The organism is Aeromonas allosaccharophila, assembly GCF_000819685.1.
GTDB lineage: Bacteria > Pseudomonadota > Gammaproteobacteria > Enterobacterales > Aeromonadaceae > Aeromonas > Aeromonas allosaccharophila.
Genome location: NZ_CDBR01000042.1, coordinates 84,232 through 98,802 on the forward strand (window position 1 = coordinate 84,232; position 14,571 = coordinate 98,802).

At 58.2% G+C, this 14,571-nt stretch carries 15 protein-coding genes; 10 read left to right on the plus strand and 5 right to left on the minus strand.

Features of this window, described 5'->3' with window-relative positions; translation table 11 throughout:
* Window positions 1–2: 2 nt before the first annotated feature.
* Both dnaN and dnaA read right to left on the minus strand, forming a co-directional pair.
* On the minus strand, window positions 3–1,106 hold the full coding sequence (gene dnaN / locus BN1115_RS08950) for a DNA polymerase III subunit beta (RefSeq protein ID WP_005339306.1): 1,104 nt from the start codon (window positions 1,104–1,106) through the stop codon (window positions 3–5).
* 83 nt (window positions 1,107–1,189) lie between these two features.
* Complete coding sequence (gene dnaA, locus BN1115_RS08955; protein ID WP_042656877.1) at window positions 1,190–2,560, minus strand: chromosomal replication initiator protein DnaA; 1,371 nt, start codon at window positions 2,558–2,560, stop codon at window positions 1,190–1,192.
* Between the two features lie 311 nt (window positions 2,561–2,871).
* On the opposite strand from dnaA, the gene BN1115_RS08960 reads away from it, so the two are divergent.
* The 10 genes from BN1115_RS08960 (at window position 2,872) to BN1115_RS09000 (ending at window position 10,791) form a co-directional block, all read left to right on the plus strand.
* A complete protein-coding gene (locus BN1115_RS08960) occupies window positions 2,872–3,630 on the plus strand; it encodes an amino acid ABC transporter substrate-binding protein (protein WP_042656878.1) in 759 nt (252 codons plus the stop codon).
* On the plus strand, window positions 3,631–4,299 hold the full coding sequence (locus BN1115_RS08965; protein ID WP_128821564.1) for an amino acid ABC transporter permease: 669 nt from the start codon (window positions 3,631–3,633) through the stop codon (window positions 4,297–4,299). It begins immediately after the preceding gene.
* Between the two features lie 87 nt (window positions 4,300–4,386).
* Window positions 4,387–5,121 carry an amino acid ABC transporter ATP-binding protein gene (locus tag BN1115_RS08970; RefSeq protein WP_042063288.1) on the plus strand — a complete coding sequence of 245 codons (735 nt, stop codon included), beginning with the start codon at window positions 4,387–4,389 and terminating at the stop codon, window positions 5,119–5,121.
* 270 nt (window positions 5,122–5,391) lie between these two features.
* Window positions 5,392–5,526 (plus strand): 50S ribosomal protein L34, encoded by a 135-nt coding sequence (rpmH, locus tag BN1115_RS08975; protein ID WP_005307156.1) that lies wholly within the window; start codon window positions 5,392–5,394, stop codon window positions 5,524–5,526.
* Window positions 5,526–5,885, plus strand: a complete 360-nt coding sequence (gene rnpA / locus BN1115_RS08980; protein WP_005339313.1) for a ribonuclease P protein component — start codon at window positions 5,526–5,528, stop codon at window positions 5,883–5,885. The genes rpmH and rnpA overlap by 1 nt, the downstream gene beginning before the upstream one ends.
* On the plus strand, window positions 5,852–6,100 hold the full coding sequence (gene yidD, locus BN1115_RS21615) for a membrane protein insertion efficiency factor YidD (protein ID WP_010672280.1): 249 nt from the start codon (window positions 5,852–5,854) through the stop codon (window positions 6,098–6,100). The genes rnpA and yidD overlap by 34 nt, the downstream gene beginning before the upstream one ends.
* Before the next feature lie 5 nt (window positions 6,101–6,105).
* The gene (gene yidC / locus BN1115_RS08985; protein WP_042656879.1) at window positions 6,106–7,752 is read left to right on the plus strand and encodes a membrane protein insertase YidC; all 1,647 of its coding nucleotides are present in this window, start codon (window positions 6,106–6,108) and stop codon (window positions 7,750–7,752) included.
* 110 nt (window positions 7,753–7,862) lie between these two features.
* Window positions 7,863–9,224 carry a tRNA uridine-5-carboxymethylaminomethyl(34) synthesis GTPase MnmE gene (gene mnmE, locus BN1115_RS08990; RefSeq protein ID WP_042656880.1) on the plus strand — a complete coding sequence of 454 codons (1,362 nt, stop codon included), beginning with the start codon at window positions 7,863–7,865 and terminating at the stop codon, window positions 9,222–9,224.
* 85 nt (window positions 9,225–9,309) lie between these two features.
* Complete coding sequence (locus tag BN1115_RS08995) at window positions 9,310–10,332, plus strand: hypothetical protein (protein ID WP_042013338.1); 1,023 nt, start codon at window positions 9,310–9,312, stop codon at window positions 10,330–10,332.
* Window positions 10,333–10,335: 3 nt separating this feature from the next.
* Window positions 10,336–10,791, plus strand: a complete 456-nt coding sequence (locus BN1115_RS09000; RefSeq protein ID WP_042656881.1) for a type II toxin-antitoxin system death-on-curing family toxin — start codon at window positions 10,336–10,338, stop codon at window positions 10,789–10,791.
* 69 nt (window positions 10,792–10,860) lie between these two features.
* Here the strand turns inward: BN1115_RS09000 and fhuB are convergent, their stop codons facing one another.
* Genes fhuB through BN1115_RS09015 form a run of 3 tightly spaced genes read right to left on the minus strand, consistent with a single transcriptional unit; the run spans window position 10,861 to window position 14,549 of the window.
* Window positions 10,861–12,843, minus strand: coding sequence for a Fe(3+)-hydroxamate ABC transporter permease FhuB (gene fhuB / locus BN1115_RS09005; RefSeq protein WP_042656882.1), 1,983 nt, complete (start codon window positions 12,841–12,843; stop codon window positions 10,861–10,863).
* A complete protein-coding gene (locus BN1115_RS09010; RefSeq protein ID WP_042656883.1) occupies window positions 12,840–13,766 on the minus strand; it encodes an ABC transporter substrate-binding protein in 927 nt (308 codons plus the stop codon). The genes fhuB and BN1115_RS09010 overlap by 4 nt, the downstream gene beginning before the upstream one ends.
* An 18-nt stretch (window positions 13,767–13,784) precedes the next feature.
* The gene (locus tag BN1115_RS09015; protein ID WP_042656884.1) at window positions 13,785–14,549 is read right to left on the minus strand and encodes an ATP-binding cassette domain-containing protein; all 765 of its coding nucleotides are present in this window, start codon (window positions 14,547–14,549) and stop codon (window positions 13,785–13,787) included.
* Window positions 14,550–14,571 lie beyond the last annotated feature (22 nt).

The window sequence follows — 14,571 nt, forward strand, 5'->3', positions numbered from 1 at the left end:
GACTAGATCCGCATCGGCATCACCACGTACTGAGCATCCTGATGTTCAAAATCCTCAATAATGGCACTGCTGATGGAATCGCTCAGGCTAATCCGAATTTGGTCACATTTTAACGTATTCAGCACGTCGAGCACATAAGAGACGTTAAAGCCGATCTCCATCTCGCCAGCGGCATATTGTACGTCAAGCAGCTCTTCGGCTTCTTCCTGTTCCGGGTTGTTGGCGGTGATGCGCAGCAGGTTTTCCTGCAGATTGAGACGCACCCCACGGAATTTCTCGTTGGAGAGGATGGCGGCACGGGCAAACGCCTGACGCAGATCCTCGCGGCCGGCGATCAGGGCCTTGTCGCTGTTGCGCGGAATGACGCGGCGCCAGTCCGGGAAGCGGCCATCCACCAGCTTGGAGGTGAAGATGAAGCCGTCCAGCGCAGCACGCAGGTTGCTGCGACCGATCTGCAGCCGCACCGGCTTGTCTTCCGCTTCCAGCAAACGCACCAGCTCCAGCACGCCCTTGCGGGGCAGGATAACCTGATGATCGGGCAGCGATTCCCCGACGACCTCGCGGCGGCAGGTGGCCAGACGGTGACCGTCGGTCGCCACGGTACGCAGACCGTGACCTTCGCTCTCGAACAGCATGCCGTTCAGGTAGTAGCGCACGTCCTGGCTGGCCATGGAGAACTGGGTCGCATCGATCAGCTTTTTCAGCTCCAGCTGGCTGATATCGAACTCGAGCACGGATTCCCAATCCTCGATGTTCGGATACTCGGTCGCTGGCAGGGTCGAGAGGTTGAAGCGGGAGCGACCGGATCGGATGATCAGGCGCTCGCCTTCGGTATTGAGACGGATCTCGGCGCCTTCCGGCAGACCACGGCAGATATCCAGCAGCTTGCGCGCCGGTACTGTGGTGCGGCCATCTTCACTGGCCCCGTTCAGATAGACCTGACCGATCATCTCTACTTCGAGATCGGTACCGGTCAGCGACAGCAAACCGTTGCTGACATCAAGCAGCACGTTGCCGAGGATCGGCAGGGTCGGTCGGCCGCCGAGGGCGCCGGACACCAGTTGCAGAGGACGTAACAGGGCCTCACGGCTAATTTCGAGCTGCATCTGTGCTCTCCGTTGTTATCAGGAGGAAAGGGTTCGGATCAGGTTGGAATATTCGCGCTGCATCTGTCCACTCCGTTCCGTTATCAGGAAGAAAGAGTACGGATCAGGTTGGAATAGTCCTCCTTGATGTCGTGACTCTCCTCCTTCAGCTGCTCGATCTTGCGGCAGGCATGAAGAACGGTAGTGTGGTCACGGCCACCAAAGGCATCACCTATCTCCGGCAAACTGTGGTTGGTCAGCTCCTTGGCCAGTGCCATCGCCAGCTGACGCGGACGGGCAACGGAGCGGGAACGCCGCTTGGAGAGCAGATCCGCCAGTTTGATTTTGTAGTACTCCGCCACCGTCTTCTGGATATTGTCGATGGTGACCAGCTTCTCCTGCAGTGCCAACAGATCGCGCAGCGCTTCGCGCACGAAATCGATGTTGATGGCTCGGCCGGTGAAGTTGGCGTTGGCGATCACCCGGTTGAGGGCGCCTTCCAGTTCACGGACGTTGGATCGCAGACGTTTGGCGATGAAGAAGGCCACTTCGTCCGGCAGATGAACCTGGTTCTCGTCGGCCTTGCGCATCAGGATCGCGACGCGGGTTTCGAGCTCCGGCGGTTCGATCGCCACGGTCAGACCCCAGCCGAAGCGGGACTTGAGACGATCCTCGACACCGTTGATCTCCTTCGGATAGCGATCCGAGGTCAGGATGATCTGCTGGTTACCTTCCAGCAAGGCATTGAAGGTATGGAAGAACTCCTCCTGGGAGCGCTCCTTGTTGGCGAAGAACTGGATATCATCGATGAGCAGGGCATCGACGCTGCGGTAGTAACGCTTGAACTCTTCAATGGCGTTATTTTGCAGCGCTTTCACCATGTCCTGAACAAACCGCTCGGAGTGCATATAGATGACTTTGGCATCTTTTTTACTCTCCTTGATGGCATTGCCAACGGCGTGCAGCAGGTGGGTTTTACCCAGGCCGGTGCCGCCATAGAGGAACAGCGGGTTGTAAGCACCACCCGGATTGTCCGCTACCTGACGGGCAGCCGCACGCGCCAACTGGTTGGACTTACCCTCGACGAAATTCTCGAAGGTATAGTTCACGTTGGTGTTGCTCTTGTGGTTCGGCTCTGGCTTGGTTTCAGCCTTGCGTTCCCAGCTCTTCTGCAAGTTATTCACAGGCGTGGCCCCCTGCACTGGCGCTCTGGCGACAGCGACGGGATGGGGACGATTGCCTATATCAAAACGCAGGGTGGGGCCGTCGACCCCATAGAGTTCATTGATGATGCCGTTAACCCGGATGAGATACTTATCTCGTACCCAGTCCAGAACAAAGCGATTCGGTGCATACAGGGTCAGAGTATTGTCACTCAACTCCGCTTGAAGCGGCCGGATCCACATGCTGAATTCTGCCGAGGGCAACTCATCTTGCAGCCGGTTAAGGCACTGCTGCCATAGCGAAGCAGTCACTCTAAACTCCTGTCGATTGATTAACTAAAGACCGGCTATTCTACGTTTTTAGCCGCCGGATCTCCAGCCGTCGCCCGGTGGATCCGGCAAATAAGATCCTTGACTTTCAAGGATCCAGCGCCTTTGGATCGGATTTCATCCCCAAAGTTACCCACAGCTTGATCCACTGCCTGAATTAACGGATCCCGTCCCTCTCTCCTGTTATTTCATATAACCAAATGTCATTTATTTTTTAAATTTTATTCCAATAACATCAGGGCCAAACCAGTTATTACAACTACAAATACAAGACATTGAGAGAGAGAAACACCATGAAAACATCCATCAAACTGATTTCCGGCGCTGCCATGCTGCTCGCCACCCTGTCCGGTCAGGCCATCGCCCAGGAGACCATCAAGGTCGGCATGTCTGGCAAATATTTCCCGTTCACCTTCGTCAAGCAAGACAAGCTGCAAGGCTTTGAGGTGGATATGTGGAACCAGATCGGCGAGCGCACCGGCTACAAGGTCGAGTTCGTGACGGCCAGCTTCTCCGGCCTGTTCGGCATGCTGGAAACTGGTCGCATCGACACCATCTCCAACCAGATCACCATCACCGACGAGCGCAAGGCGAAGTACGACTTCTCCCAGCCTTACGTCTATGACGGCGCCCAGATCGTGGTCCGCAAGGGCAACAGCACCATCCACGGCATCAAGGATCTGGAAGGCAAGAGCGTTGCCGTGAACCTGGGTTCCAACTTCGAAGAGCTGCTGCGCAAGAACGACCCGAACAAGAAGATCGATATCCGCACCTATGACTCCGCCTTCGAGCAGGATGTCGCCCTGGGTCGCATCGACGCCTTCGTGATGGACCGCGTCTCCACCGCCCAGCTGATCAAGGAGTCCAAGCTGCCGCTGCAACAGGCTGGCGCACCGTTCGAGACTATCGAGAACGCCCTGCCCTTCCTGAAGACCCCGGAGAAACAGGCGCTGCTGAAGAAGGTCGACGAGGCCCTGACCGCCATGCGCAAGGATGGCTCCCTGCGTCAGATCTCCGAAAAATGGTTCGCTTCCGACATCACCGACAAATAAATGATGGAATTTGACCTCGAATACACGCTGGGGCTGTTTCCCATCCTGCTCAAATATCTGGGCACCACGATGGAGATGGCCCTGTGGGGATTCGCACTGGCACTCGTACTCTCGCTGGCCCTGGCGATAGTACGGGTGTTTCGCGTCCCCGCGATTCACTGGCTGGCGATGCTCTATATCTCGTTCTTTCGGGGTACACCGCTGCTCGTTCAGCTGTTTCTGCTCTACTACGGACTGCCGCAACTATTCCCGATATTCGTGGGGATGGATGCCTTTACCGCCGCCATCGTCGGTCTGACCCTGCACTTCGCCGCCTACATGGCAGAGTCGATCCGCGCAGCCATCCTCGGCATTCATAAAAGCCAGATGGAAGCGGCGCTCAGTATCGGCATGAGCCGTTATCAGGCGATGCAGCGGATCATCCTGCCGCAGGCGGCACGCATTGCCACCCCGTCGCTGATGAACTACTTCATCGACATGATCAAGAGCACCTCGCTGGCGTTCACCCTGGGAGTGGCCGAGATCATGGGCAAGGCGCAGATGGAAGCCTCCTCCTCCTTCAAGTTCTTCGAGAGCTTCATGGCGGTGGCGCTGGTCTACTGGGTGGTGGTGATCTTCTTCACCCGCTTGCAGCACCTGCTGGAAATTCGTCTCAACCGTGCCTATTAGGGGTTTGCCATGACAAAGCAACTGACCCGCTTGCAATGCACGCCGGAAGTCCGTTTTAACACTGCGCCTGTTTAAAGGAGGGTTCTCATGATCAAGCTAACCGGCCTCTCCAAGGCATATCACGGCAATCAGGTGCTCAACGGCATCGATCTGGAGGTTAAAAAGGGGGAAATTGTCGTCATCATCGGCCCCTCCGGCACCGGCAAGTCGACCCTGTTGCGCTGCCTGAACCTGCTGGAGACCCCGGATGCGGGCACCCTGGCCATCGACGATCTTGCGCTCAATCTGGCCAAGGCCAGCGAACAGCAGGCGATCGAGCTGCGCAAACGGGCCTCCTTCGTGTTCCAGAACTACGCCCTGTTTGCCAACAAGACGGCACTCGACAACATCGCCGAAGGGCTGATCACCGTCTGGAAGCAGCCAAAAGCCGAGGCCCGCGCCACTGCGCTCGGCATCCTCAAGGACATTGGCCTCGCCGACAAGCAGGATGCCTATCCGGCGTCGCTCTCCGGCGGCCAGCAGCAGCGGGTCGGCATTGGCCGCGCCATGGCGGCCCACTCCAAGGTGATCCTGTTTGACGAGCCCACCTCGGCCCTCGATCCCGAGTGGGTCGACGAGGTTTTGGGGTTGATGAAAGAGTTGGCCCGCCAGCACCAGACCATGGTGGTGGTGACCCATGAGATTGAATTTGCTCGTGATGTTGCCGATCGGGTGATCTTCATGGAAGGAGGGCGGATCGTCGAACAGGGCCCGCCGGATCAGATATTGGTCGATCCCAAGGATCCCCGTACCCGGGAGTTCTTGCGGAAAGTCCTTAAATAGCTCTCTCTTTGGCGGCCTGGCCGCCTTTTTTATTGAGGGATCCCTTGTTTAACCCCGGGTTGCCAGTATAATCCGGAGCCCTTGATCCTCTGGATCCTCACGCTCGGCAGTGGCCTTTTCAAGACCATGGCAGGATGAGAGGGAACGGCGGATTGACTAAAAGCCGAACTCTGTTTAGAATTCGGCCTCTTTTGCTAGTCGTCACACGCTATAGCTGGCGCGTCGGCTAAGTGTGACAATCAAAACTGTACAGAAATACGGAATCGAATCATGAAACGTACTTTTCAACCGTCCAACCTGAAGCGCAAGCGCTCTCACGGTTTCCGCGCCCGCATGGCAACTGCCAACGGTCGTAAAGTTCTGGCCGCTCGTCGTGCCAAGGGTCGTGCCCGTCTGGTAGTTTAATGCCTACCCAGCACACCTTCTCTCGGGAGTTACGTCTGTTAACTCCCGAACACTTCAAACGCGTTTTCGCCGAGCCTGTCCGGGCTGCTTCCCCGCAAATTACGCTTCTCGCCTGCCCCAATTCACTCGAACACTCTCGTCTTGGTCTCGCTGTGCCCAAAAAAGCACTCAAGCGTGCCGTCTGGCGTAACCGTGTCAAACGGGTGGTCCGGGAAAGTTTCCGCCTCAAACAACATCAGCTGCCCGCTATCGACATCGTGGTGATCGCCAAGGCCGGTGTGAAAGAGATGGATAACGAGGAACTGTTCAAGTTACTGGAAAAGCTATGGCGCACTCTGTCACGCCGTTGCAATGGGTAGCTATCAAACTGATACGCCTGTATCAGCTAATCATTAGCCCTCTGCTCGGGCCGCGCTGCCGTTTTACTCCAACTTGTTCCCAATTTGCGATAGAAGCCATCCGACTTCACGGTTTCATAAAAGGCGTTTGGTTAGCTAGCAAACGTCTATTAAAATGCCATCCCTTATCCGAGGGTGGTTATGACCCGGTTCCGCAACCAAAGCGAAGAAACTGAAGACTATGGAATCACAACGCAATCTACTCCTGATCGGTTTGCTGTTCGTGAGCTTTCTGCTCTGGCAACAGTGGGAGTCCGACAAGGCTCCGAAGCCGGCCCCGACTACCGTGGCCCAAACCGAACATTTCGTACCTGAAGCCGGTCAGACCGGTGATATTCCTCAGGTTTCCGAGCAAGCCAACGCGACTGCCGCACGCAAGCTGATCACCGTCTCCTCCGACGTGCTCAAGCTGACCCTGGATACCCAGGGTGGTGACGTCGTGTCTGCCGAACTGCTGTCTCACAAACTGGAAGAGGGCAAGGACCAACCGTTCGTGCTGCTGACCAGCCAGCCAGAGCACCTCTATATCGCCCAGAGCGGTCTGGTGGGTCGCAACGGTCCGGACAGTCAGGCCGAAGGTCGTCCTACCTATGAAGCCACCCAGACCAGCTATCAGCTGGCCGATGGTCAGGATCAAGTCGTCGTTCCGATGACCTGGACCGACAGCAAGGGCGTGGTCTTCACCAAGGAGTTCATCCTCAAGCGTGGCGACTATGCCGTTGGCGTTGATTACAAGATCGACAACAAATCTGCCGAGCCGGTTCAGGTGCAGTTCTATGGTCAGCTGAAGCAGACCGTAGCGACACCGAAGGATCAGGAAGGTCATGCCATGGTAGCCAGTGCTTACCGTGGTGGTGCTTTCTCCAGCGAAGAGACTCGCTACAAGAAGTACACCTTCGACGAGATGAAAGATGCTGACCTGAACAAGACCACCAAGGGTGGTTGGGTCGCCATGCTGCAACACTACTTCGTCTCTGCCTGGGCACCGAATGCCGACGATACCAACAGCTTCTACAGCCGCGTGATCCCTGGTAAAGGCCAGGCCATCATCGGTTACAAGGCGCCGCTGGTAGACGTGGCCGCCGGCCAACAGGCCGAAGTGACCAGCAAGCTGTGGGTCGGTCCCAAGTTGCAAGACCAGATGGCCAAGGTGGCTAACCACCTCGACCTGACCGTCGACTACGGCTGGCTGTGGTTCATCGCCCAACCGCTGCACTGGCTGCTGACCGTGTTCCACGGTTTCGTCCAGAACTGGGGCCTGGCCATCATCATGCTGACCCTGCTGGTACGCGGCATCATGTTCCCGCTGACCAAGGCCCAGTACACCTCCATGGCCAAGATGCGCATGCTGCAACCCAAGATTGCGGCCCTGCGCGAGCGCTTCGGCGACGACCGCCAGAAGATGTCTCAGGGCATGATGGAGCTGTACAAGAAGGAGAAGGTCAACCCGCTGGGTGGCTGCCTGCCGATCCTGGTTCAGATGCCGATCTTCATCGCCCTTTACTGGGCACTGATGGAGTCCGTCGAACTGCGTCACGCGCCGTTTGCCCTGTGGATCACTGACCTGTCAGTGAAGGACCCCTTCTTCGTGCTGCCAATCCTCATGGGTGCCTCCATGTGGTATCTGCAGAAGATGAGCCCGACCACAGTGACCGACCCGATGCAGCAGAAAGTGATGCAGTTCATGCCGATCATCTTCACTTTCATGTTCCTCTGGTTCCCGGCTGGCCTGACTCTGTACTGGCTGGTGAGCAACGTCATCTCCATTACCCAGCAGACCATCATCTATCGTCAGCTGGAGAAGAAAGGCCTGCACACTCGCAACTGATGCGCAGCTAATCTTCCCGTGATGACAAAAGAGGCGGCCTTCGGGCCGCCTTTTTTATTACAATGTCTCCCACTACGTTTTCCTATCAGCGAACAAACGAGCCAAGCAAGATGACAACAGATACGATCGTGGCCCAAGCCACCGCGCCAGGCCGTGGTGGCGTCGGCATAGTCCGGGTCTCCGGCCCCGCCGCCGAACAGGTCGCCGAGATAGTGCTCGGCAAGCTCCCGCGGGTGCGCTACGCAGAATATCTGCCGTTCAAGGATGAGCAAGGCCAGGTACTGGATCAGGGCATCGCCCTGCTGTTCAAAGCGCCCAACAGCTTCACCGGCGAGGATGTGCTGGAGCTGCAGGGCCACGGCGGCCCCGTCATCATGGACATGCTGATCCGCCGCATTCTGAAAATCGACGGCATCCGCCCTGCCCGCCCCGGCGAGTTCAGCGAGCGCGCCTTCATCAACGACAAGCTGGATCTGGCGCAGGCAGAAGCCATCGCTGACCTGATCGAAGCCTCCAGCGAACAGGCCGCTCGCAGCGCCATGCACTCCCTGCAGGGGCAGTTCTCCAGCAAAATCCAGCAACTGGTAGAGAGCCTGATCCGGCTGCGCATCTATGTGGAAGCGGCCATCGACTTCCCGGACGAGGAGATCGATTTTCTCTCCGACGGCAAGGTGGCGGGCGACCTCTACACCATCATGTCCGAGCTGGACGACGTGCGCGGGGAAGCCAAACAGGGAGCCCTGCTGCGGGAAGGGATGAAGGTGGTGATCGCCGGTCGTCCCAACGCCGGCAAATCGAGCCTGCTCAACGCCCTGGCTGGGCGCGAGTCGGCCATCGTCACCGAGATTGCCGGTACTACCCGCGACGTGCTGCGCGAGCACATCCATCTCGATGGCATGCCGCTGCACATCATCGACACCGCCGGTTTGCGCGACACCCAGGACAAGGTGGAGCAGATCGGTATCGAACGCGCCTGGGCCGAGATAGAACAGGCCGATCGGGTGCTGTTTATGGTGGATGGCACCACCACAGACGCAATCGACCCGCGGGAGATCTGGCCGGAATTTGTTGATCGGTTGCCAAAAAACATCGGCCTCACCGTCATTCGCAACAAGGCCGACCTAACCGGCGAGGATCTGGCACCGAGTCAGGAGCAGGGCCACGCCGTCTACCGCATCTCCGCCAAGACTGAGTTGGGGCTGCCTGCCCTGCGCGAGCACCTTAAACAGTGCATGGGCTTCCAGGGCAACACCGAAGGGGGCTTTATGGCCCGCCGCCGCCATCTGGATGCGCTGGAGCGCGCCGCCGAACGCCTGCTGGTGGCCAAAGAGCAGCTGGAAGTGTTCGTTGCTGGCGAGCTGGTGGCCGAAGAGCTGCGCCTGGCGCAGGAGTCCCTCTCCGAGATCACCGGCGAATTCAGCTCCGACGATCTGCTGGGCCGCATCTTCTCCAGCTTCTGCATCGGCAAGTAATAACTGATTATCTGCAAATGCTTCAGTGTGCAAAGGTGGCCTGCAGTATCGCTATCCCCCTTTGTAATAAATGAGGAATTCAATCATGACTCATGATTTGACGACATCGGCAGTTGCTCGACGGAATGTGCTAAATAACCGTTTTGCTCTGGGAAAGCTCGCCGATCACTTGGCCTTGGGTGGACTGGTTATCGATGGTGAAACCATGTTTTTTAAGAGCCACGTTGCTGAGATTTTGGATGTCGATGAGCGAACTATCGATCGCTATCTCGCCAGTCACGAAGAAGAGTTGAAGGCTAACGGCTATCGCATTTTAAAAGGTAAACACTTAAAAAACATAAAGATGACTCAAGTCGACGACATCAATGTCGTCGACTTGATTGGAGCAAAAACACCATCTCTGGGTGTGTTCACTTTCCGCTCAGTCCTGAATCTAGCCATGCTTGTAACCGAAAGTGAGCGGGCTAAGGCGATCCGCAGCCGGATGCTCGATATCGTGCTGGATGTAGTAGCTGAGAAAGCCGGTGGGCACACTCGTTTTATTAACCAACGTGACCAAGACTATCTACCTGCCGCATTTCAGGAAGATAGCTATCGAAAACAATTTACCGATGCGTTGCGTGATTGCCTGGAAATGGGAAATCACAAGTACGCGGTGTATACAGACAAAATTTATCAAGCGGTTTTTTGCGAGTGCGCCAAGGAGTACAAGCAGATTCTGCGTCTAGCCGAGGGCCATAGCACACGTGACACCATGTATGCCGAGGTACTACGCACACTGGCCAGTTTTGAGAGTGGCTTGGCAGTACAGATCAGACAAAAGTTTGAGGATCTTGGCAGGAAACTACGCGGTTCAGAAGTGGATGCGCTACTTGCGGAAGCATCAAATAGTCCATTTTTGAAACCGATGATAGAAGATGCGAGAGTCCGGATGGCAAGTCGAGATCTGGGCTTTCGCGATGCATTACACCAAAAGCTCGAAGCGTATGTACAGGCGGTGCCTGAAGCTGATTTTGAACGTTTCTTGGGTGAACGCAGTCAAGCATTAGAAGAGCGGTTGTCAGATCCTAAATTGTTGGCTGTGTTGCAGAGACTAAAGGATCGCTAAGCAATGGCCCTACTGACTCTATATTTCGATATTGCGCATGCCGTTGCGGTACATGATTGGATCATCGATAAAACTGGAGGTCATCCAGGCATCTTGGATCAAGGACGGCTGGATAGTGCATTGCAACACATCCAAAATGATGATTACTACCCAACCTTTGAGGAAAAGTTGACTCATTTGGTGTTTGCTATCAACAAATTCCATGCCTTCAACGATGGGAACAAGCGTTCAAGCCTTACACTTGGGGCGTATTTTCTCACACTCAACGGCTATGACTACTGTGTACCTAAATTCGTCACGGAAATGGAAAATATCGTGGTCGCAGTCGCTGATAACAAGATAGGAAAGCCTTTACTTCAAAGATTGATAACCTCTCTAATTGAAGATGACGATTATCCGGATGAACTAAAGCTTTTGCTTTATGAAGAGCTTGGCGGTGATGAAATGGGTGTTGATTAGGATTTAATGCTGCCAACAAAAAAGCCCGGGTTTATTCCGGGCTTTTTTGTGCATTTTTTATCCGAAAACCTAGAGGCGACGCAGGCACCACATGAAGTAAGCGCCCCCTAACAGGGTGGAGATCAGACCGACCGGCACCTCCTGCGGGAAGAGGATCTGCTGGCCGACCCAGTCAGCCGATACCATCAACAAGGCGCCGGAAGCGGCGGCTCCGAGCAGGTGCCAGCGGGCCCGCACCAGCCCCATCAGCTTGGCCATGTGTGGCGCCAATAGACCGACGAAGGAGAGCGGCCCCACCACCAGGGTGGCGCTGGCGGTGAGCACGGCCACCAGCAGCAGGATGGCGAGCTGGGCGCGGTTGAGGCGAATACCCAGCGCGGTCGCCATTGCACTCCCCATCGGCAACAGATCGAGCCAGCGACTGACAAGCAGGCTGGCGGCCAGCATCAACAGCGCCAGCCCCACCAGCCCATAGGCCACCGGCAGGGTGACGTAATAGGTGGAACCGGACATCCAGGAGAGCAGTTGCTGCACCCGCAGGTCACCGTTGGCCAGCGCGATGGCCTGCAGCGGCTCAAACAGTGCGGTGATGGCGATGCCGGAGAGCAGGATCCGCTCCGGCTGGAAGCCGTGCTTGCGATTGACTACCACCAGCAGCAACAGGCAGCCGAAGGCACCGAGCAGGCCACCGACCAGCATCAGCGGCAAGGGCAACGCAGGCAGCAGCAACGCCGTGGCTATTACCCCCATAAAGGTACCGCCGCTCACCCCCAGCAGCTCCGGGCTCGCCATCGGGTTGTTGCTGACCCGCTGTAACAGGGTGCCCGCCAGCGCCAGCAACACGCCAGCCGCTCCCGCAGCCAGAGTGCGCGGCAGCCGCCACTCCAGCTGGGCCTGCCAACGCAACCAGCTCGGCCAGCTCCAGCCCGTCATTCCCTGACCAAACAGCAGGGAGGCGACCATGGCCAGCAGCAGCCCGACCAGCAACAGGCCGACAAGGCGAGCCGGAGCCAGATGACGGGCCACCAGCAGAGTGGCGTTTGCCTTCGGCGTACCCGACTTGATGCCAAGACGCGGGATCAGCCAGAGCAGCAGCGGCGCACCCAACAGGGCGGTCATGGCGCCGGTGGGGATCAATACCGGCCAGCAGAGGCTCAAACTTTGCAGCAGCAGATCGGTCGCCGCCAGCAGCAGGGCGCCGAGGATCGGAGCCCACAACAACCGCTGGCCGAGCTGGCGGATCCCGAGCAGCCGCACCATGGCGGGCGCCGCCAGCCCAATAAAGCCGATCAGCCCCACCACGCTCACCACGCAAGCTGTGACAAACACAGCCAGCCCGAGTCCGGCAAAACGCAGATGCTGAAGAGAGACCCCCAGACTGCGGGCGCTGGCATCATCCAGCTCCAGCACCGCCAGCGGGCGCACCAGTACCGCGGCCAGCACAGCGGCTGCCAGCAGGCGAGGCAACAGGTAACTCACCCCGCTCCAGCTGTTCTGCACTAGCGAGCCACTGCCCCACACCAGCAAGCCTTTCAGCTCCTCCTGAAAGAACAGCAAGAGCCCCATGCTGATGGCCGCCAGATAGAGGTTGATCACCAGCCCGGCAAAGACGATGACCACCGGATTGAGCTGGCGGCGCCAGGCCAGGGCAAACACTAGTGCCATCGCAAGGCTGCCGCCAGCCATGGCGATCCACTCCCGCCCCAGCAGCAACCAGGAGGGGGCAAACAGAGTCACCATCATCAACGCCAGTTGGGCGCCGGAGGCCACCCCAAGAGTGGTGGGTGACGCGAGCGGGTTGCGTAGCACCTGCTGCATCAGGGAGCCCGCCAGCCCGAGCGCCGCTCCGGCCAGCAGGGTGACCGCCAAGCGGGGCAGCCAGCTGAAATGCACCACTGCTTGGCTGACGTCATCCAGATTGGGGGCGAAGAGGCTCTGCCACCAGAGCGCACCGGGCAGCTGGCGAACCAGCTCCCAATACGCGAGCAAGAGGGTCAATCCCAGCAGGATCGAGACCGGCCGCAGCAGTGGCGATGTGAGCAGTCGCTTCATCGGCTAGCCTCCATACGCTCGGCATCTTGCAGCAATGCATCGCTGAGCAGACCGGCGAAACGGCGGGCGGCAAGTACGCCACCAAAACTCCAGACCGCAGGCAGATGCAGCACGGGCGCCTGCCGTACCAGCGGCAGATGCTGCCACAGCCCAGGCTCCTGCAGCCGTTCGCTCACCCCGATCGGAATGGGATCGACCACCACCAGCCGCGCATTGGACAAAGTCATAAACTGCTCGATGCTGACCACCGAGAACCCCCAGTCATTGGTCTGCTCCTGCCAGCCATTGCGCAGCCCGAGGCGCGTCATCACCGCATCGAACAGGCTGTGGCGACCAAACACCCGCACATGGCGCTCATCGATAAACTGCACCACCAGCAGGGGTGGCAGATCCGCAGGCAATCTGCCCTGCATGCTGGCGAGATCCCGATCCAGCCCGGCCAGCAACCGTTCGCCCTCGGCGGTTTTGTCCACCATACGGGCGAGGGTCAGGGTCACCTCGTGCAGCCGCTGCCATAGATCGGTTTGCCCATCATAGAGGGCGATGGTGCTCACCGGCGCGATGCGGGAAAGAGTTGGCGCCAGCGGGGCCGCCAGCGGCGAGATGAGGATGCGATCGGGTTTGAGCTCCGCCAGCAGCTCACGGTTGGGCTGGGTGCGCAGGCCGATATCCACCACCCCGGCGGGCAGCCGTGGCTCGCCGACCCATGCCTGATAGGGGCCAGCATCCCCCACAGCCAGCGGTGTCACCCCGAGTGCCAGCAGGGTTTCGGCTATGGTCCAGTCGACGGTAGCGATACGGGGTAGCGACTTCACAGCATCGGTTTGAGGGAGCTTTGCAGCGGCAGGCATCGTTGGCTCGGCCTGCAACATAAGCGGAGCCAAGAGGCAGCAGAACCAGCCAACTTTCTTGAATAAAAACATCGAGATAACAAGCCTTATCTAAACGATGGCAATGGGATGAGCATGAGCCGGGTGGCGAATGACCTCCATCGGGATGCCATAGATGGCGTGCAGGGTCTCGCTGGTCATGAGCCCCTCAGGTTCGCCGTGAGTAAGCAGGCGGCCGGAGTGAAGCGCCACCAGCCGATCGCAGAAGCGGGAGGCCATATTGATGTCGTGAATGACGATGATGACCCCAAGGTTGAGCTGACGGCTGAGCTGCCTGACCAGCGTCAGCACCTCCACCTGATGGGCCACATCCAGCGCGGCCAGCGGCTCGTCCAGCAGGATGAAACGGCTCTCCTGGGCCAGCAGCATCGCCAGCCAGACCCGCCCCCGCTCGCCACCGGAGAGGGTATCCACCAGCCGATCGGCAAAGCGTTCGGTATGGGTTAGGGCGATGGCCCGATCGACCTGACGGTGATCCTCCGCCCCCATCCGGCCCAGCAGACCGCGCCAGGGGTAGCGGCCCATCTCCACCAGCTCCCGCCCGAGCAGATTCTCGGCGCTCGGCAGATGCTGGGGCAGATAGGCCACCTGACGGGCAAACTCCCGGTTGCCCCAGTCGGGCAGCGGCTTGCCATCGAACAGGATCTCGCCGTCGCTGAGGGGTTGCTGGCGAGCCAGCAGCTTGAGCAGGGTCGATTTGCCCGAACCATTGTGGCCGATGAGGCCATAGACCTGTCCCTGCTCGAAACGCAGGTCGGTGGGGTGCAGCAGCATGCGGTCATTGACCGTGAAGCTGGCTGATTTCATCTCGAACATAAGCAATTCCTGCGCTGGCTTG